Origin of the sequence: Psychrobacter urativorans, from assembly GCF_001298525.1 — a bacterium.
GTDB lineage: Bacteria > Pseudomonadota > Gammaproteobacteria > Pseudomonadales > Moraxellaceae > Psychrobacter > Psychrobacter urativorans_A.
Genome location: NZ_CP012678.1, coordinates 1977626 through 1997630, shown reverse-complemented (window position 1 = coordinate 1997630; position 20005 = coordinate 1977626). Strand labels below are relative to the sequence as shown.

Annotated in this window: 16 protein-coding genes; 11 read left to right on the top strand and 5 right to left on the bottom strand. The window is 41.7% G+C overall.

Annotated elements, in window-relative coordinates; genetic code table 11:
- Positions 1-186: 186 nt before the first annotated feature.
- Positions 187-1110 carry a hypothetical protein gene (locus AOC03_RS08550; protein WP_062535084.1) on the bottom strand — a complete coding sequence of 308 codons (924 nt, stop codon included), beginning with the start codon at positions 1108-1110 and terminating at the stop codon, positions 187-189.
- A gap of 288 nt (positions 1111-1398) precedes the next feature.
- Between AOC03_RS08550 and AOC03_RS08545 the strand changes: the two genes are divergently transcribed.
- The 4 genes from AOC03_RS08545 (at position 1399) to AOC03_RS08530 (ending at position 6436) form a co-directional block, all read left to right on the top strand.
- Entirely contained in the window at positions 1399-1812 is a 414-nt protein-coding gene (locus AOC03_RS08545; protein WP_062535082.1) for an Ohr family peroxiredoxin, read from the top strand.
- Positions 1813-2004: 192 nt separating this feature from the next.
- A complete protein-coding gene (gene polA, locus AOC03_RS08540; RefSeq protein ID WP_062536647.1) occupies positions 2005-4962 on the top strand; it encodes a DNA polymerase I in 2958 nt (985 codons plus the stop codon).
- A gap of 108 nt (positions 4963-5070) precedes the next feature.
- Positions 5071-5859, top strand: coding sequence for an SDR family NAD(P)-dependent oxidoreductase (locus AOC03_RS08535; protein WP_062535080.1), 789 nt, complete (start codon positions 5071-5073; stop codon positions 5857-5859).
- A gap of 235 nt (positions 5860-6094) precedes the next feature.
- Positions 6095-6436: a hypothetical protein gene (locus tag AOC03_RS08530; protein ID WP_062535078.1), complete on the top strand. Its 342-nt coding sequence runs from the start codon at positions 6095-6097 to the stop codon at positions 6434-6436.
- 109 nt (positions 6437-6545) lie between these two features.
- Here AOC03_RS08530 and hemH read toward each other — a convergent pair whose 3' ends face one another.
- The gene (gene hemH / locus AOC03_RS08525) at positions 6546-7565 is read right to left on the bottom strand and encodes a ferrochelatase (protein WP_062535076.1); all 1020 of its coding nucleotides are present in this window, start codon (positions 7563-7565) and stop codon (positions 6546-6548) included.
- A 466-nt stretch (positions 7566-8031) separates the two neighbouring features.
- Here hemH and metX point away from each other — a divergent pair, with 466 nt between their 5' ends.
- From metX to AOC03_RS08505, 4 genes are all read left to right on the top strand, one after another.
- Positions 8032-9405, top strand: coding sequence for a homoserine O-acetyltransferase MetX (gene metX / locus AOC03_RS08520; RefSeq protein ID WP_062536645.1), 1374 nt, complete (start codon positions 8032-8034; stop codon positions 9403-9405).
- Positions 9402-10019 carry a methionine biosynthesis protein MetW gene (gene metW / locus AOC03_RS08515; protein ID WP_062535074.1) on the top strand — a complete coding sequence of 206 codons (618 nt, stop codon included), beginning with the start codon at positions 9402-9404 and terminating at the stop codon, positions 10017-10019. Before metX ends, metW begins: the two co-directional genes overlap by 4 nt.
- Before the next feature lie 450 nt (positions 10020-10469).
- The gene (locus tag AOC03_RS08510; protein ID WP_062535072.1) at positions 10470-11051 is read left to right on the top strand and encodes a tetratricopeptide repeat protein; all 582 of its coding nucleotides are present in this window, start codon (positions 10470-10472) and stop codon (positions 11049-11051) included.
- A 299-nt stretch (positions 11052-11350) separates the two neighbouring features.
- A complete protein-coding gene (locus tag AOC03_RS08505) occupies positions 11351-12379 on the top strand; it encodes a rhodanese-related sulfurtransferase (protein WP_062536643.1) in 1029 nt (342 codons plus the stop codon).
- 74 nt (positions 12380-12453) lie between these two features.
- Here the strand turns inward: AOC03_RS08505 and uraH are convergent, their stop codons facing one another.
- Both uraH and serA read right to left on the bottom strand, forming a co-directional pair.
- Positions 12454-12879, bottom strand: a complete 426-nt coding sequence (gene uraH / locus AOC03_RS08500) for a hydroxyisourate hydrolase (RefSeq protein ID WP_204247904.1) — start codon at positions 12877-12879, stop codon at positions 12454-12456.
- 481 nt (positions 12880-13360) lie between these two features.
- Entirely contained in the window at positions 13361-14587 is a 1227-nt protein-coding gene (gene serA, locus AOC03_RS08495; RefSeq protein WP_062535070.1) for a phosphoglycerate dehydrogenase, read from the bottom strand.
- A 365-nt stretch (positions 14588-14952) separates the two neighbouring features.
- Here serA and AOC03_RS08490 point away from each other — a divergent pair, with 365 nt between their 5' ends.
- Positions 14953-16386, top strand: coding sequence for an FAD-binding oxidoreductase (locus tag AOC03_RS08490; protein WP_062535068.1), 1434 nt, complete (start codon positions 14953-14955; stop codon positions 16384-16386).
- Between the two features lie 110 nt (positions 16387-16496).
- On the opposite strand, the gene AOC03_RS08485 is transcribed toward AOC03_RS08490, so the two are convergent.
- Entirely contained in the window at positions 16497-17126 is a 630-nt protein-coding gene (locus AOC03_RS08485) for a BLUF domain-containing protein (RefSeq protein WP_062535066.1), read from the bottom strand.
- 490 nt (positions 17127-17616) lie between these two features.
- Here AOC03_RS08485 and AOC03_RS08480 point away from each other — a divergent pair, with 490 nt between their 5' ends.
- Entirely contained in the window at positions 17617-19254 is a 1638-nt protein-coding gene (locus tag AOC03_RS08480) for a carbon-nitrogen hydrolase family protein (protein ID WP_062535064.1), read from the top strand.
- A 139-nt stretch (positions 19255-19393) separates the two neighbouring features.
- Positions 19394-19942, top strand: a complete 549-nt coding sequence (locus AOC03_RS08475; RefSeq protein WP_062535062.1) for a protein disulfide oxidoreductase — start codon at positions 19394-19396, stop codon at positions 19940-19942.
- The last annotated feature ends 63 nt before the right edge of the window (positions 19943-20005 follow it).

The following is a 20005-nucleotide window of genomic DNA, read 5'->3' as shown; positions in this document are numbered from 1 at the left end:
GGTCAAGATGCTATTTTTGCCACTGGTTATGACATTGATATCAATGTCCTATCAATACGATATCTTAAAATAGTTACATCATAAAAAAGGCGATAAAGATGCATATTTGCAAAACTTTATCGCCTTTTATTGGACTTATAAAATACGTATCTCAATAACGTCTATTAATAACTTATTGATACTTTATCAATAATAACGCTTAATTTGGTCTTCTAAGAAATTAGCCGCCACATCATTCACTAAAGTGCAATCGACGACGCCACGAATACTGTTCTCATTAGGTTGCGTCTGCCCGTTCACAATATAATTAGCCTCATAAATACTGCCATCGTAATCTATAGCGTTATATAAATAAATGGGGTCATTATCGGTAGCAAAAAACTTAGCTTGCACCGCTTTTTGTTTATTACTTACCCCAAGATATAATTCGGTAGTGCTAGATGGGCGGTTATCATTAAAGCGTTTTTCAGTCACCTTAGTCCAGCTATCAAGCGTTTTATAGCCCGTTTTATCTTTAGCATTGAAAACAAAGAATGCGCGATCGCTGGTGGTCACTGGAATGTAGCAAACTGAGCCAGCAGGAAACATAAGATTGTTAGGTATTTTACTATAATTATTTAAGTCCGTAAAAATACCACGGCTGCTGCCAAAATTATTGCTAGGAATGTAATTACGCGCATCAACGCCTGCTAGCGAAAGTGTTTTATAGGTGGTCTTATAATTAACTCTATTATTACTATTTTTTTCATAAATCGGACGCGTTACGGTGCGATTATTCACTTCGATATCTTTATCTTCAAGCGTGCCTTCGAACAGATTTCCCAAGACTACAGAGGTCTTTAAATTATTAGTATTGTGATTAGTATAATTACCAACAATGTTGGTCACTTTAATATCGCGGTCGCCAGTGCGATATTTACTGTCGATACGTACCACGGCTTCCTTATTGGTTTGGCTATCAATACCTTTATCGAAGCTACTCACTATCAGTTCATTACTGCCACTTGAGCCATTACCTGAGCCGTAAACACCATCGTCTTCGCCGCCGCACCCAACAAGGGTAAGCGTTAGTAAAGATAGTATAGTCGGGGTTATTATTAGCTTGTTCATCGCAGGGTGTCCTTCTTCTTAATAGTATTAAATCGATTGTTTTTAGTGTTTTTACCATTTTTATATCTGGTTCATGCGCTTAGTTTACCCCACCGCCACTATTACTTATAGCGAACTTGTCATAACATTAGTTTAATAATGACGCCTACTTACAAATCCATCGCATACATTTACCACCACTCTATATAGATAGGCGTATATTTTGTTATCCTAGGTGAGCTATTGAAAGCGTTATGATTTATCACTTATTATAAAATTTATTATAAAACTACTAACAAAGGATATGTTATGCAGACTCTATATTCTACTGAAGCGATAGTAACTGGCGGGCGTACGGGTAATGCTAGTCTTAAAGACAGCCATTTGAAGATTCATATGGTCGCACCTGGTTCTGATAAAGAAGGCAATAATCCAGAACAGTTATTTGCGATGGGCTATGCCGCTTGTTTCGATGGCGCACTTGCGGCGGTCAAACAAGTGGAAAAGGCAAAATTTGATTCTACAACCCATGTGTCGGTAGACTTACTAAAAGGAGAAGGTCTAGATTTTCAGTTGGCAGTGAAAATTCATGTGGTTGCAGAAAATACAGCACTGACAGCGGATGAGTTTCAAGCGTTAGTCGAAAAAGCCAATAAAGTCTGCCCATATTCTAAAGCTACCAACGGTAATATCGATAGTGCAGTGACCTCAGAGGTCAAGTAAGGCTGTCATAATTACAGTAACTAGTATTAATTATCAAAAGAATCCAGCATTGTCTGGGTTCTTTTTTTTGGGCGCACCTATCGTAATGATTGAGACATAACGACTGAGAAGTTCGGCATACTTGAGTTTTATCGTTATAATGAGAAAGCCTTTTTACCTTATATTTGATAAGTGACTTTTATGACTGCCAATATGACAGATAATGCCCACAACTCTCACCTACCGATTAATCCCGATACGGTGCCAAGCTTTGAGACGATGACGAATGTAGCCACGATGGATACCAGTCATGTGAACAAAGACACGCCGCCATTTATCTTAGTTGATGGTTCGTATTATCTGTTTCGCACTTATCATGCCTTACCGAAAATGATGACCACCACAGGGCAACATACCAATGCGATACGCGGTACATTAAACGCGCTGCTCAAGCTGATGCGCCGTTATCATCCCACCCATATGGCGGTCTGTTTTGATACGCGCGCGCCAACGTTTCGTCATCAATTATCCGCTGATTATAAAGCCAGTCGTCCGCCGATGGATATTGAACTGTCACAGCAAATCCCTTATTTGCACCGTTTAGTCACCGCTTTGGGCATTCCTTTATTGCGTATTGAAGGCGCAGAAGCTGATGATATTATCGGCACGTTGGCATATCGGGCGGTTGCCGAAGGTCATCACGTCGTTATCTCAACTGGTGATAAAGACATGGCGCAACTGGTCAATGATTGCGTGATTTTAGAAGACAGTTTCACAGGAAAAATCACCGATAGCCAAGGCGTAGTCGATAAATTTGGTATCAATCCTGAGCAAATGATTGATTTTTTAACGCTGATGGGTGACTCATCAGACGGCATCAAAGGCGTACCCGGTATTGGTAAAAAGACCGCGCAAGACTTGCTTAATAAATATGGCACTATTGATAATATTTTGCAAAATCTTGCCGATGTTAAAGGTCGCGGTGCAAAAAGTTTGGCTGAACATGCTGGTGACATTCCGTTAAATGCGCAACTTGCTACCATCGTGACGGACTTAGATATCGGTCAAGATTGGAGTGACTTACAGCTTAATACCGACCCTTGCGCCCATGTTGACGAGTTACGGGCACTATATAGCGAGCTTGAGTTTAAGAATGAGCTGGCGTCGCTCGACCATCCGAATCATCCGGCAAATGGTCAAGGCAGCAAAGGCGTTGCCGCCAGCCAAGCAGCAACGGAAGCACAAGCCCAAATCGAAAAATCATTGCAATCAACCAAAATTGATAATATCAAAAACAGTAAAAATCACGATAAAGCATGGCATACGATATTGGACATGCCTGCCTTTGATAGTTTAATTGAGCAATTAGAAAACTCAGCGCATTTTGTTATTGATACCGAAACCACCAGCGTGCATTGGCGTCAGGCTGAATTGGTCGGCTTATCTTTTGCAACTCAAGCGCACGAAGCTTATTATATTCCGCTAGCCCATAGCTTGGAAGGTGATGCGCTCACGACTAAGCAGCTTGACCGTGATACGATATTATCTCGTCTAAAGCCCATTTTAGAAAACCCTAATATCGGTAAAATTGGTCAACATCTGAAATATGATGCGCATATTCTCAGCCGTTATGATATTGATTTACTGGGCAGTATTCATGATAAGCCGAATAACTGGGCAATGGATACCATGCTTGCCAGCTATGTGATTAATGCCGCCATTACCCGTCATGGCATGGATGACTTGGCGCGGCATTATCTGCAAACGCAAACGATTAGCTTTGAAGATGTTGCCGGTAAAGGTGCGAAACAAGTTAGCTTTGATCAAGTTGCCATTGATATTGCTAGCGACTATGCGTGTGAAGATGCCGACATTACCTATCAACTATTCAAGATTTTTAATCAAAAATTGGCTAATGATGACAATAATCAAAAACTACTGCATGAGCTAGAAATTCCAACCGCTGAAATTCTGTGTCAAATGGAAGCCGAAGGTATTTTGATTAAGCGTCCGTTTTTAAATGAACTGTCGAAGCGTTTTGATGAAGAAATTATTGTACTGGAACAACGCGCTTATGAGGTTGCCGGTGAAGAATTTAACTTAGCGTCGCCTAAACAGCTTGGTGAGATGCTCTTTGATAAATTGGGCGTCATTGGCGGTAAAAAAACCAAGACCGGTCAGTATTCAACGGGCGAAGCGGTACTGTCCAAGATTGACCATCCACTGGTGGATATCGTTCTAGAATATCGCAGCTTGGCAAAGTTAAAAAACACCTATACCGATGCGCTCGATAATGTCGCAGACCCTATCACCAATCGCGTGCATACCAGTTACCATCAAGCATTGACCAGTACGGGTAGATTATCTTCTACTGATCCCAATTTGCAAAATATCCCGATTCGTACCGCCACGGGGCGTTTGATTCGCCAAGCCTTTATTGCACCAGAAGGTCGCGTGATATTAGCGGCGGATTATTCACAAATTGAGCTGCGTTTGATGGCGCATTTCTCAGGCGATGAAAATCTAACCCGCGCCTTTAATGAAGGATTGGATATTCACACTGCTACAGCGGCTGAAGTGTTGGGCAAAACGGTTGAAGAAGTCACCCCAACTGAGCGCCGCAACGCCAAAGCCATTAACTTTGGTTTGCTTTATGGTATGAGTGCCTTTGGACTTGCCAAGCAATTACAGATGAGTCGCGGTGAAGCACAAGACTATATCAATATGTATTTTAATCGTTACCCGAGCGTCAAAGAATATATGATAAATACGCGAGCGAGTGCGTATGATAAAGGCTATGTTGAGACTATCCTCGGTCGTAAGCTCTACACGCCCGATATTAATAATAGCAATCGTATGGTCAAGCAAGCCGCAGAACGTGCAGCCATTAATGCGCCATTACAAGGCTCAGCCGCTGATATTATTAAGCTCGCGATGATTGCCGTTGATAAAGTATTGCCAAAAGCGCAGGCAAAAATGCTACTCCAAGTTCATGATGAATTGGTATTTGAAGTGGACGCAGATAAAGCGGCTGATATTAGCAAGCTTATTAAAAATGCCATGCAAGAAGTTTTATCGACAACCGCCGTTGCTAGCGGCTGGCAAGTGGACTTTGCTGTGCCGCTGTTAGTAGAAACCGATATCGGTAGCAATTGGGACGAGGCGCATTAAAAAGCGACGCATTAAAAACAGCCACATCAATAAACAAAGATATTAGACCGCATTAACACGCTATACTTGTTACTTAACATTTGTTCTAATCTTTATAAGGATGTCATTATGAATATATTAATCACAGGCGCATCGCGTGGTATCGGATTGGCAACGGCTAAGCAACTGCTGGCAAAAGGTCATAGCGTGGGTCTTTTCGATATTGATAGCGCTGAGCTTGAACGTGCAATCACTGATAAAGTGCTTAACAAAGCCAATCAAGAAAGTCGTATCGTCACCGGTCATCTGGATGTCACGCAACCTGACCCTTGGGATGAAGCTATTCAAAAAATGGTAGATGCTTTTGGCGGTATTGATACCCTGATTAATAATGCTGGCGTACTGGTCAGTGGTGCATTACCGACGACTGATTTAGATAAGCAATTGTCCCTAATTGATATCAACTGTAAAGGCGTATTGATTGGCTGTTATAAATTGGCACCTTATTTGGCTGATAGCGAAAACGGTAAAATTATCAATCTGTCGTCTGCTTCTGCAATTTATGGTCAGTCTGAAGTTGCGCCTTATGCGGCAAGTAAGTTCTTTGTACGTGGCTTAACGGAAGGGCTAAATATTGAGTATGCTGAGCTCGGCATTAAAGTCATTGACGTCATGCCATTATGGGTAAAATCAGACATGACCAAAGATCTTCATGTCACCAGTATTGATCGTTTAGGGATTAATCTAACAGTTGATGATGTCGCTAAAACCATATGCAAATTGACATGTCGCCCGAATAGTAAAATATCAGGCACACATTTCCCTGTCGGCATGCCAGCAAAAATCTTGCAAGGCTTATCACAAGTTTCTCCTGACCCGCTCATGCGCTTTATCAATAGCAAAATTGGCACCAAATAAGCCATAATATGGTGGCATAGATACGATATCCTACGAATTGAAACAATTAAAACACTCAAACGGCTGCCCATTATTGGTAGCCGTTTTTTATTACTTTTAGGATTAACTGACCTATTACATTTTTGAACATTACTTGACACCTTACTACTATCAGCGGTGCTAATAACGAGGCAAACTTATAGCCAGATGAACAATAATAACTCACTTATTAATTATTAAAAAAAAGGAAAATATCATGGCGCATTCAGAAAGCCCGTTATCAGAAGATATGGAACGTCTAGACGACAGTATTGATAATGATGAACAAGAAAATAATCAGCAAGCCATTGACTTAGACAATCCGATGCTGCACATTATTGATGATAATGATGACATCGATGGTTCGGTAGGATTTAGTAATTCGCAAGCAGGAAGTGATGCGGTAGATGGGCTGACGCCAATGTATCGGCAGAATATTGACGAATCACGCATTGATGAAATATTAATAGAAGATAACTTAGATGACAGCGACTATCCGAATATCGTTGATATCGCCGATAAAAATGCCACAAAATATAGCAATAATGATGATTTCTAATTCATTTATCAGAGTGAAAATTTAAAAAAAGCACGATTATAATAAATAATCGTGCTTTTTTTAACAGTTAACTTTTAGCTTATATTTTTTAGATAGATTTTATACCTTGCTACGCCCAACCATCAAGCGTGCCAGCCCAGCCTTTTACCAATGGGGTCGCCAGTGCTTCTATCAAATCAATATGCGCGTCATCCATATTTAATGCTGGAATATAGTGATACTCTTGACCGCCTGCATGCAAGAATGTCTCACGGTTTTCAATCGCTAACTCTTCCAATGTCTCTAAACAATCCGCTGAAAACGCTGGACTAATGATTTGTACCGAGCGTACGCCCGCTGCGCCCCACTCTTTTAACACCACATCTGTATAGGGTTTGACCCATTCTTGCTTACCAAAGCGTGACTGAAAGCTGATAATCCATTCATCTGCGCTCAACCCTAGCGCATGCGCCACTTGTGCTGCCGTACATTTACAACGCTTCGGATACGGATCGCCTTTATCGGCATATGGCTGCGGAATACCATGAAAGCTAAACATGAGCTTTTCAGGTTTGCCGTGTTTCTCTTGAAAGCGGCGAATACTATCGGCAAGGGCTTTGATATATAACGGATGCGCAAAGTAATCTTTGACGATAGTCATATTAGGCAAATTACGCTGCTTCAGTGACCATTTCGTAACCGCATCATACACTGCACCGGTTGACGTCGCCGAATACTGTGGAAATAACGGCAACATCACAAAGTGATCGACACCTTCTTTGCGTAATGCGTCCATCACATCAGGCAAACCCGGATTACCATAACTCATTGCTGAATGCACAGACACGCGAAACGGTGCGGCACTTTTGGCAAGGCGCGGCTGCAACTTCTCAACCTGACCATTCAAAATATTGCGCATGGGCGAATCTCCATCCCAAATGCTGGCATAGGCTTCTGCCACCCGCTTTGGACGACTTGGTAATACAAACAAATTCAGAATAATCGCCCATAAAAACTGCGGAATCTCGATGACGCGTGGGTCTGATAAAAACTGGCGCAAATAACGGCGTACCGCAGGCGCAGTTGGCTCATCAGGGGTACCAAGATTGATTAATAGGACGGCAATACGTGGGGGCAGTTCAGGTTTCATAGCGGCACATTTTATAAGAGGTTATTAGATAAATAAGAATAAATATTGAGTTTAGCAATACAAGAGTATAAACAACTGGTTATTAAGAATCCATTCACAATACTTAAAATAAGTTAATAAACGGTAACGAAAGCATCCCGCCATAAATCCTGCTTAGTGTAGCATTTTATTTACTGCAAACGCATCGTCAAACTCATGCTCATACAATTTGATACTCATCTTCTTGATAGTAAGTTTCTTAATACTCAGTTTATCCCTTCGTAAAACAGCTGCTAAAATAATCTCTAAAACCACCTATCAAATAAAGTCACCCTGTGACGGTTGTGCTCATACGCGCATCGCCATACAATAGGTAAACATAGCGTATTGGCATATTGCCATGCGCCTTATATTTTATTGATGACTGTCATCTTTCGAGGTAGCTTTGAGTTCACGTCCTGATATTACCAGTGACCCATCCACTGATGTGCCTGTCAATCACACTGCCTTAGCAGGCGCTGTCGGCTCAGTGGGCATTGTCACCCCCCAAACCTTGCACTTTGCTGAACCCTTAACTTTAGAGTGTAATCGCACGCTGCCCGCATTTGATTTAGTCATAGAGACTTATGGCACGTTAAATGAGGATAAATCAAACGCCATATTGATATGTCATGCCTTATCTGGCAGTCACCATGCCGCAGGTATTTATAGTACCGATGATAAAAAAATCGGCTGGTGGGACAATATGATTGGACCCAATAAAGCCATTGATACCAATCAATTTTTTGTGGTGGCGGTAAACAATATTGGCAGCTGTTTTGGCTCTACTGGTCCAACCACCATCAATCCTGACAGGATTATTAATGGTGGCGAAGCACGCGCTTACGGTCCCGATTTTCCATTGGTGACGATTAAAGATTGGGTAAAAACCCAAGCCATGCTCTCAGACCGCTTAGGCATTGAGGTTTGGCATGCGATTGTTGGCGGTTCTATGGGTGGTATGCAAGCCCTGCAATGGTCGGTTGATTACCCTAACCGACTTAAACGCTGTGTAGTCATTGCTAGTACGCCCAAGTTATCGGCACAAAATATTGCTTTTAATGAAGTGGCACGGCAATCGATTATCTCTGATCCTGACTTTAAAGACGGGCGCTACCTGCAAGCCGGCACTTATCCCCGTCGCGGCTTAATTTTGGCACGGATGGTGGGTCACATCACCTATCTTACTGACGATGCGATGAAAGCCAAGTTTGGGCGCGACCTAAAGTCTGGCAAATTTATGTATGGCTATGATGTTGAGTTTCAGGTTGAAAGTTACTTGCGCTATCAAGGCGAACGCTTTAGCGAAAACTTTGATGCCAATACTTATTTATTGATGACCAAAGCGTTAGATTATTTTGACCCGACTCGTGATAGTACCTTAACCCCTAAACTAGACGTTGAATCAGAAACTGAATCAGACCTTCTAGCTAATGAGGAAAATCCTACTTATGAAGATAATAGTATTAGTGAGAATGTAGATAACAACGGCAACGATAATGCCCATCACGAGCTTAAGGCAGCCTTTGCTCATACTCAGTGTCAGTATTTAGTAGTGTCCTTTACCACTGATTGGCGCTTTGCGCCTGAACGCTCACAAGAAATCGTCGATGCGCTAATGGCAGTAGGAAAACCGGTCAGCTATATCAATGTCGATGCGCCACATGGTCATGATTCATTTTTATTTGATATTCCACGTTATATGGGCGCAGTCAAAGGTTTCTTAACCGCACCCTTTATGAACAAGCCGTTTATAACCAAGTCTTTTACAACCAGTAATGACAGCGCAAAACAGACCGCAGCAACAGGAGAACACGCGTGAGAATGGATCATCAGTTGGCTGAACGCTGGATTGCGCCCCAATCCCACGTACTTGATTTGGGTTGTGGTAATGGCGAACTACTGGCACATTTACAGCAAAAATTGGGCGTTAGCGGTTATGGGTTAGAGCTTGACGAAGATAAAATCAATGAAGCTATCGGCAATGGTTTATCCATTATCGAACAAGACCTCAACGATGGACTCAGTCGCTTTGCGGACAATAGTTTTGATACTGTGGTGATGGCTCGCGCCCTACAAGCGGTCAAATCGCCTGACATACTGCTGCTCGATATGTTACGGGTAGCACGCGAAGCGATTATCACCTTTCCGAACTTTGCTCATTGGCACAACCGTCTGCATTTGGGGCTAAAAGGCATGATGCCCGTCTCAGAAGCCTTACCCTATGAGTGGTACGACACCCCTAATATTCATCTGTGTACCTTTAAAGACTTTGAAAAACTGTGCGCAAAGCATGACATTCGTATCATCAATCGCTTTGCTGTTAGTGACTCTGATAGAGGTCATTCGGCACTGATGAGTACCTTAATACGGCAAGCGCCCAACCTGTTAGCCGATGTCGCTATCTATCGAGTGACTAAGCACGCTCCTAAATAACCACATTATCGTTAATGATTTGTATTAAATTTATTACTCATAAGTAACTATATGATTTTATTACAAACTATAGTGCGTGATTTAATGTTAATCTGAGTAATTAGTATTTGAGTTTGGTAAGTTTGGGTGGTAAGCTAGCAAAATAATGTTAACGGTATGTCTTTTAATACCGTTTGTCTATTGTGTCAGTATAAATATATACCCCTACTTCCTAAAACTTATGCCGCGAATCATCAGCGCAGGCAATATTGTAGTCCATTACGCAAAGGATCTGCGTATTGCTAAATTTTAATGCAGTAGTTGTTCATCATGGATAGTTATGACGCCATTCATCACAACGCTAATGCTTAATTAACAATTAACATGGCAAACTGATGTATTGTTTTAAGTGCTCATATTCATGCTCTTCTATGAAATTCTGCTTGTCTACTTCCTACTTTTGGAGCCACTATGAAATTGTTAAAAGCCGCATTGTTCACTGCCATTTTTTCTTGTGCCGGTATTGCCAATGCAGACTTAGTGGCGAACGTGCCACTGGATACTTCACGCTTTGAAATCATGAATGTCAGTGAGTTGTCTGCTCGTGCCAATCAAGGTAACGATCACGCCCAATTCTACTTGGCAAAACGCTTACAAAAAGGTCAAGGAATTACCCAAGATACGCAGAAAGCCATCCAATGGTACACCCGTGCCGCTGAACAAGGCGTTGCTCCAGCCCAGCTGAACCTTGGTATCATGTACTTGCGCGGTGAAGGCGTACAGCCAAACCTACAGCAAGCGCGTAAGTGGTTAGAAAAAGCAGCCATGCGCGGTGACAATCGTGCCAGCTATACCTTAGCCTTGCTTGACGAAAAGCAAAAAAACTTGGTTGATGCTTATAAATGGTATGACTTAGCGGCTCGTGATGGTATGTTAGACGACAATGTACGTAGCAAAGCCCGTGGTAAAATTGGTCAATTAGCGCTTAACTTATCAAACTCTGATATCGTCAGCGCCCGTACCCAAGCCGATCGCTGGTTCCAAAATAAATAAGTCAGCACCTTGATACTTAGATACTAATGAATACGAAAAAACTCAGCCAATTGCTGGGTTTTTTGATGTTTTATAGTCATATTTATAGTGTTATTGAAGCACTCAAATCATATTAAATATCCAAAAACCACCTAAAATTTGCTACACTGCGTCAGTAATTTTCTAATTCCACAATTACACCAATGTTATTAATCAGTTTTACATCAACTACCAAATCAACCAACGATTGCACTAGGTTTACGACTTAGCCAGCAGGAGAGAAAATGAACACTACTTTAAACAACAACCAAGCCACAACTATGCCAAGTCATGCCACCGAATATGATAGCGCGACTAACAATATCGTGGTTGCTGCTCTATATAAATTTACCCGCTTTGCTGACTTTGAGCAGTATCGCGAGCCTATTTTAAATACCATGCTCGACAATGAAGTGAAAGGCACGTTATTAATCGCCGCTGAAGGCATTAATGGCACGATTTCTGGCACGCGCCATGGTATTGATACGGTGCTTGATTATCTGCGCACCATTGACGCTATTGGTAGCTTTGTATTTAAAGAGTCTTATACCAACGAGCAGCCGTTTTATCGCACCAAAGTGAAGCTTAAAAAAGAAATCGTGACCATGGGCGTTGAGAATATTGACCCATTACAATCGGTTGGGCGTTATGTTAAGCCAAGCGATTGGAATGCACTGATATCTGACCCAGAAGTCATCCTGATTGATACTCGTAACGATTACGAAGTGCAAATTGGTACGTTTAAAAATGCTGTGAATCCACAAACAGAAACCTTCCGCGAGTTTCCAGACTATGTGGCAAAAGAGCTTGACCCAAGCAAACATAAAAAAGTCGCTATGTTCTGTACCGGCGGTATCCGCTGTGAAAAATCAACCGCCTTTATGCGTCAACAAGGTTTTGAAGAGGTCTATCATTTAGAAGGTGGTATTTTAAAATACCTAGAAGAAGTACCGGTTGCTGAATCGATGTGGGAAGGCGATTGCTTCGTGTTTGATAATCGCGTCTCGGTGAATCATAACCTAGAAAAAGGCGATTATGATCAGTGTTTCGCCTGCCGTATGCCGATTACTATCGCGGATCAGCAAAGCCCTGCCTATATTAAAGGTGAATCTTGCCCGCATTGTATTGATAAAGCCACTGACGAGCAAAAAGCACGCTTTCGTGAGCGTGAACATCAAATGCAATTGGCTAAAAAACGTGGCGAAGCGCACATCGGTAGCGACGTAATTGACGTGATTGAAAAACGCAAAGCTGCTAAAATCGAAGCGCGTCGGCAATTAGAAGAAGCCAACCACGTTAACGCTGGTTAAGTTAATCTGTATACCATAAAAAAAAGAGATGCCTAAGCATCTCTTTTTTTGTCTGAACGTTTGCTCATAAGCGCTTAGCTACCGCGATAGGTGCTATAACCATACGCTGATAAAGTGATTGGCACATGGTAATGCTTATCGCCTTCGACATTGAAGTTCACTTCAACATACGGATAGAATGATTTTGCGCCTTGGTTAGAAAAGTAAGGCGAGGTTTCAAAAATCAACTTATAAGTACCGTCGTTTTTAACATTCTCTTGGTTTGGTAAAAACTCACCAATACGACCATCAGCGCCTGTTTTTTTAGTATCAAGTAACTTCCAAACACCGTTAACTTGTTTCATCAAGCGTACGTCAACATTTGGTGCAGGTTTACCAGTGCTGATATCCAAAATATGGCTTGATAACTGATACGTACCTTGATCGGCTGCAAAGCTGGCAGTTGCCGTCATGGCTAATACGCCACCGAGTGCGGCTGCTCTCATTATGTTCATTTTCATAAAGCATCCTTTAATGTAATGTTAGTAAACTATTAATTAGTATGATAAACAATTAGTATGATAAATCTGCGTATATTAGCGAACACGCGATAACCTTCAAATAAACCTTGTCTGACAATATTGCTATTTAAGCAATAATTGGTTCACTAAATATTTTTAACTTAGCCAATCATTGATGTAATCATCATCAACCGACCTATATACGAGCTTTAATCAGTATAAATAGTATTACTGATAAGTTTAATATCGGCTTTCGCTATGTAGTATAAGTTATCAAACACACCTCATAATAAAGAATATGTTAACTTGTATAATTAAATGTATGTAGAGTGTAACCAAAGCAATATAACACTGAAAAATCAGCCAAAAAAATAGCAGACCATTATAGAAATGATCTGCTATTTATTATAATTCTAACGAATACGAATTATAATTAGCGGTCGTGAATTTATATCATCTACTAAATTTTTGATATCTAGTATTAGTATAAAACACGGACACGAATGGTTTCTGGCACGTCTTTAAGCTGGTCAAGCGCTGCATCTGAATCATGATAGTCAACATCCATCATGAGGTAACCAATATCACCTTCTGTCATCAGACTTTGCGCTAAGATATTGATATGGGCTTCAGCGAACAAACGGTTAATCTGTGACAATACACCCGGCACGTTATGGTGAATGTGCAATAGACGATGAGTGCCTACCTTGAATGGAATAGACACTTCAGGGAAGTTCACAGCAGTAACGGTATCACCATGGTCAGAATAACGCACAAATTTCTCCGCCACTTCTAGACCGATATTGGCTTGTGCCTCTTGAGTTGAACCGCCAATGTGTGGCGTCAAGATGACATTATCAAACTTACGCAGCGGTGATTCAAACTCTTCATCGGCAGATTTAGGCTCTTTTGGGAACACATCAATTGCAGCGCCTAAGATTTTACCAGATTCAAGCGCTGCTGCTAAATCATCAATATCGACACAGGTGCCACGTGCTGCATTAATAAAATGGCTGCCCTCTTTCATTTGTGCAAACTGCTCAGCTTTCATCATATAGCGCGTGCTTGGCTCATCAGGCACATGCAAGGTAACGATGTCCGCTTGTGCCAATAGCTCATTTAAGCTGCCCACTTGATGCGCATTACCCAATGGCAATTTGGTCACCACGTCATGATAAATGACTTTCATACCGAAGCTTTCTGCCAATACCGACAGCTGTGAGCCAATAGAGCCATAACCGACAATACCGATGGTTTTGCCGCGTACTTCATGCGAGTCTTTAGCAGACTTGCCCCAACCGCCGCGATGCACCGTAGCACTTTTCTCAGGAATACCACGATACAGCATAATGGCTTCGGCAAGCACCAGCTCAGCAACTGAGCGCGTATTAGAATATGGCGCATTAAAAACGGGAACGCCCAACTCACGTGCTGCGTCAAGATCAACTTGGTTCGTGCCGATACAGAAGCAACCAATACCAATGAGCTTTTGCGCTTGCTCTAACACTTCACGCGTCAGTTGCGTCCGCGAGCGAATACCAACAAAATGCGCATCTTTAATTTTTTCAATCAGCTCATCTTGATCGAGCGCATGGCTGAGTGATTCGATATTGTTATAGCCCGCACCTTGCAATACTTTCAAGGCGTTCTCATGCAGACCTTCAAGCAATAAAAACCGGATTTTGTCTTTTTCTAATGATAATGCCATGTGAGACCTGTCCTATAACTAGTTTATAAATAGTCTGCGATGAATAAAACGAGAATGAGCTCTTTATATTACACAAAATTAAGCACTAATGTAGGGAATACTAACAAATAAAACGTTACTATTTTATACCATAATAAGACATTCCATCTCACTTACTTAGAAGATATAAGCTAGCGGTAGAATAGTATTCGCGTTAGACTACTTTCTGTTATTAGCGTTAGGACTTCAGCTTTTTGATAATATATAGCTGTAGCAATCCTGTTCTAAGAACATCGTCACAATTATTTTTATATTTATGCTTTTATATTCATACTGTTAGATTCAAGCCAAGCATTTCAAAATTAGGATTCACAACCGAGACTATCATGACTGCACCCATTATCTGTAATAATACTGCCGCCGTTCAAGCCATTCTTGATAGTTTGGTGACGCAACATCAGTTCGACCCCGCTCAAATCCGCACCGACCTTGAGAGTTTAGAGCACTGGGGCAAGGATTGGACGAAGCACTTTGCGCCTGCGCCTTCTGCCATCGTCTTTCCTAAAACCACCGAACAAGTCCAAGCCTTAGTCTTACTTGCCAATGAGCATCACGTCGTCCTCACCCCAAGTGGCGGTCGTACTGGACTCTCAGCCGGAGCTGTTGCCGCCAATGGCGAGATTGTCGTCAGCATGGACAAAATGAATCAAATCGGCACCTTTTATCCTGCCGACCGTATGGTTGAGATTGAAGCCGGTGTGGTCACTGAGCAACTGCAAGCCTTTGCGGAATCTCACGACCTTTACTATCCGGTTGACTTCGCCTCAGCAGGCTCCAGTCAAATGGGTGGCAACATCGGCACCAATGCCGGTGGCATTAAAGTCATCCGTTATGGCATGACCCGTCAATGGATTATGGGCTTAACTGTGGTGACAGGCAAAGGGGATATCTTACAGCTCAATCGCGGTATGGTGAAAAATGCCACTGGTTATGATTTGCGTCACTTGTTTATCGGTAGTGAAGGCACACTTGGTTTAGTCACCCATGCCCAAATTAAACTGGAACGTCCACCGCAAGACTTAACCGTCATGGTACTGGGCATGGATAACTTCTCTGATGTAATGAATGTATTATCCGCGTTTCAAGCCAAGATTGACCTGACCGCCTTTGAATTCTTTGACAGTGTGGCGATTGATAAGCTGATGGCGCATGGTCAAGTACAAGAGCCGTTTGAATCCCGTACTAAGTTCTATACTTTATTAGAGTTTGAAGCGCCGTATGAGCCCATCATGGATAAGGCGATGGCAATCTTCGAAGACTGCATGGAGCAAGGCTGGGTGGTCGATGGGGTGATGAGCCAAAGCATCGCTCAAGCTCAGGAGTTATGGAAGCTGCGTGAGTATATCTCAGAAACTATTTCGGTGTTTACGCCTTATAAGAACGATGTGTCAGTGTTAATTACTCACGTCCCAGCATTTATCAATGACATTGACCATATTGTCAGCACCAATTATCCTGACTTTGAAGTGTGTTGGTTTGGGCATATCGGCGATGGTAATTTGCATTTAAATATTCTCAAACCTGAAACTTTGAGCAAGGATGATTTCTTTGCGGCATGTCAGGTGGTTAATAAATATGTGTTTGAAACGGTGCAAAAGTATGGTGGTTCAGTCTCAGCAGAGCATGGGGTGGGTATGACGAAGAAGCCGTATTTGCACTATAGCCGCAGTGAAACGGAGATTGAGTATTTGAAGGAGATTAAGAAGGTGTTTGATCCGAATAATATTATGAATCGTGGGAAGATTTTTGATGTGGAGTGAGTTTTTTTAAAGGGTAATTAAAAAAGACACTCAGTATGGATACTGGGCGTCTTTTTTATGGTGCTTAGAATAAACGAGATATGAATCTAAAAATACACAGTAAGAATGATTTATAAAAATAGCAGTATTATCGCAACGATAATGAGCAACGTTAAAAAGCTTTGTACGATTAAAAAAGCTTGGTGCGGGGCAGCAATATGGCGGAACATATTACCAAGCGCATTATAAGTAATACCTGCCGCTTGAATGTGTGGCGGCGTATCAAAGTCTTGGATAATTTGTAAAAACTTTACCGTACGTTCAGGCGACCAACCGTGCGGCGCAAAAGGGAGAAACGGTGAAAGCTGGGTCGCTTGTTGCTTGGTAGCAGGTGACCACAGCCAACGCTCTAAAAATAACAGTCGCATACGCCAATCAGAAAAGCTACGCTCATCAATGGCTTGTAGTGATAGCACCTTCAAATTTTTATGGCGTTTATCCGCAAAAATACTTTTTTGTAGCGTTAAAATCTTTGATTTTTTACCCTCAATACACTGCAAAAACTGTCCATTACCGTAGCATAAAATACCCGTAATCCCTTGCTGACTATTATAAGCGCGGGCACTGCCTTCTACTTGCTCAAATATCGCGGTATTCAAACGTCCTACTACTGTCAAACTGCTCACATACACCAACTGAATCAAGGCTGACTCATCTATTTTTGCTAAGGTACTGAGCGTGTTTATATCACCTAATGGCATAAAACGATAATCCTAAACAGCCGCCAAAATTAGCGACTCAAAAATACAAATACTTAAATATAAAATATCCAAATCAGAGGATTGAAATATAGGTAATGATAAAATAACGTTGCCAAAGCTCACAAAAACATAGTAAATATTTACTACGTTGCACTTTTAATACGACTCAAGCTTGTTATCATAGCGGACGTAGGCAATCACTTAGAATGTTGGCAGTAACGAAGCTATAATTCTTCCAAACTATTGTAAACGTTAGAATAGTGTAACTTTAATAGGACGCTATTGATATCTTTTTAAGGTCGCAACTTACGCGCTTATGGAATAGCTTAGTCATTAATCACAGACATTGACAACTATGACCGCGCTGATAATTTTGTGTCTATAACATTTGCCTTTACAACCATTTAAATTTACAAAAAGCTGTGTCGATGTATTGAGTAATAGCGCTGCTAATAGCATGAGACACGCAAACCGCTAAAACAGGAATACTATGAGTAAAATTGAGAAAATCGACGACTTTCATCTCACCATTGCTGAAATTAAGAAAAAAGATTATCCGCAATTAAAAGCTTTGATGGATCGTGTGTATGCCAATTTGGGCGGTTCATGGTCAAAAACCACCATTAATACGTTAATTGATGCCTTTCCAGAAGGGCAAATTGCCTTATTTGACCACGACCAATTGATTGGTATTGTGTTATCAATGCGCGTTGATTATACAAAGTTTTCGAATCCGCATACCTATGATGATTTAATCGGGCAAAAAGAGATTATCCGCGACAATCCGAAAGGCGATGCCATTTATGGTTTAGATGCGCTGATTGATCCTGATTATCGCGGTTATCGCTTAGGTCGCAGGCTTTATGATGCCCGTAAAGAGCTGTGCCGACAGCTAAACTTCCGCGCTATTCTTGCCGGCGGTCGTATTCCAAAATATTATGACCACCAAGACTTAACACCGGGTGAATATATCGAAGCGGTTGAAGCGCGTGAGATTCACGACCCTGCATTATCATTTCAGCTGTCTAATGGCTTTATCGTCAAACGTATTTTGACCGGCTATTTGCCTGATGATAAGCAGTCAAAGGGCTTTGCCACCTTGCTTGAGTGGGCAAATATTTATTATGAGCCGCAAGATTATAAGCCCAATACCCGTAAATCAGAAGTGCGCATTGGCGGTATTCAGTGGCAGATGCGTGAGGTTGAATCGCCTGAAGAGCTGCTACAACAAGTCGAATTTTTCGTCGATATTATGGCGGATTACAATTCAGACTTTGCTTGCTTACCCGAATTTTTTAATGCGCCGCTGATGGGTCTGTGTGAATCGACCGACCAAAATATTGCCATTCGCTTTTTGGCGGGTTATACCGAATGGTTTAAAAATGAGATTTCTCATTTAGCGGTGACTTATAACGTCAACGTTATTTGCGGTTCTATGCCACTGCTCGATGAAGAAGACGTGTTATATAACGTCAGCTATCTGTGTCGCCGTGATGGGACGGTTGAAGAACAGCGTAAAATCCATATTACACCGCATGAACGTAGTGCTTGGGTAATTGAAGGCGGTGATAAAGTCCAAGTCTTTGATACCGATGCCGGACGTATTGGAATTTTGGTTTGTTATGATATTGAGTTTCCAGAATTAGCCCGCTTGATGGCACTCGATGACATGGATATCTTATTTGTACCGTTTTGGACAGATACTAAAAATGGCTATTTACGCGTGCGTATTTGCGCCCAAGCCCGTGCCGTTGAAAATGAATGCTATGTGATGATTTGCGGCTCGGTCGGTAACTTACCTCAAGTGGAAAGCCTTGATATTCAGTACGCGCAGTCGTCTATTTTCTCGCCGTCTGACTTTGCTTTTCCGCATGATGCTATTATGGCAGAAACCACCCCCAATACCGAAATGGTCTTTTTCTCTGATATCGACCTCGATAAACTGATTCATGTGCGTAATGAAGGCTCAGTTCATAACCTGATTGACCGCCGTGATGATTTATTTAGCCTGCGCTGGAAGAAAAAGGTAAAAGTGCCCGCCAGTAAGCTGAGTGATGAAGAGCGCCATGAAAATACGGGCAGCGTGTTAGAGGGTGAGCCGCTGCAAGATCGTGCCTTAAAGCCTTAATGTTCCTAAAAGAATAATCGTAAAAAAATAATACGGCTGACCATTCAGCCGTTTATTTTTATCTGCTAAAAATAATGAATGCAAACCCTTTACTTAAAAATGACGTACTTAAAATGATAAAACAAACAAAGCAAATACTATGATTAAAACTAGCGATATTGAAAAAGTTCAGACCAAACCAAGCCCTAAAAAGCGACTGCTATCGCTGCTTAAAACTATCCTACTTTATGGCACGGTATTTATCGTTATTTATACTGCCATTAATTGGTGGCGACAGCCGATTATGCCTACCAATCCGCAATTACAACTGACCGACTATCAAGGGCAAACCGTTGATTTAGCGACTTTAAGTGCCGATAAGCCAACGTTGGTTTATTTTTGGGGTACGTGGTGTCCAATATGTCGCACCACTTCGCCTGCGGTAAATACGCTTGCCAAACAAGGGAATTATCCCGTGGTGACCGTCGCCATAAAATCCGGCAATAACCAAGAATTGCATGATTATTTAAGCGAACATAACTACAGCTTTACGACAGTGAATGATCAAGAAGGCGCTATATTCGCCGATTGGCAAGGGCAAGTAACGCCCTCATTTGTGATTTTAAAAGATGGTGAAATGAGCCAAGGGCTAACAGGTATTCAACCGTTATGGTCACTTAAATTGAGATTGTGGCTGAGCTCTTTATAACTTATAATCACTTTATCGTAAAAAACAGACCAGAAAAAGCCTGCTAATAAATAGTTATCATCC

Bases quoted from the DNA above. Each gene is read 5' to 3' on its own strand.
- AOC03_RS08550 (WP_062535084.1), bottom strand. From the start codon at position 1,110: ATGAACAAGCTAATAATAACCCCGACTATACTATCTTTACTAACGCTT.
- AOC03_RS08545 (WP_062535082.1), top strand. From the start codon at position 1,399: ATGCAGACTCTATATTCTACTGAAGCGATAGTAACTGGCGGGCGTACG.
- polA (WP_062536647.1), top strand. From the start codon at position 2,005: ATGACAGATAATGCCCACAACTCTCACCTACCGATTAATCCCGATACG.
- AOC03_RS08535 (WP_062535080.1), top strand. From the start codon at position 5,071: ATGAATATATTAATCACAGGCGCATCGCGTGGTATCGGATTGGCAACG.
- AOC03_RS08530 (WP_062535078.1), top strand. From the start codon at position 6,095: ATGGCGCATTCAGAAAGCCCGTTATCAGAAGATATGGAACGTCTAGAC.
- hemH (WP_062535076.1), bottom strand. From the start codon at position 7,565: ATGAAACCTGAACTGCCCCCACGTATTGCCGTCCTATTAATCAATCTT.
- AOC03_RS08510 (WP_062535072.1), top strand. From the start codon at position 10,470: ATGAAATTGTTAAAAGCCGCATTGTTCACTGCCATTTTTTCTTGTGCC.
- AOC03_RS08505 (WP_062536643.1), top strand. From the start codon at position 11,351: ATGCCAAGTCATGCCACCGAATATGATAGCGCGACTAACAATATCGTG.
- uraH (WP_204247904.1), bottom strand. From the start codon at position 12,879: ATGAAAATGAACATAATGAGAGCAGCCGCACTCGGTGGCGTATTAGCC.
- serA (WP_062535070.1), bottom strand. From the start codon at position 14,587: ATGGCATTATCATTAGAAAAAGACAAAATCCGGTTTTTATTGCTTGAA.
- AOC03_RS08490 (WP_062535068.1), top strand. From the start codon at position 14,953: ATGACTGCACCCATTATCTGTAATAATACTGCCGCCGTTCAAGCCATT.
- AOC03_RS08485 (WP_062535066.1), bottom strand. From the start codon at position 17,126: ATGCCATTAGGTGATATAAACACGCTCAGTACCTTAGCAAAAATAGAT.
- AOC03_RS08480 (WP_062535064.1), top strand. From the start codon at position 17,617: ATGAGTAAAATTGAGAAAATCGACGACTTTCATCTCACCATTGCTGAA.
- AOC03_RS08475 (WP_062535062.1), top strand. From the start codon at position 19,394: ATGATTAAAACTAGCGATATTGAAAAAGTTCAGACCAAACCAAGCCCT.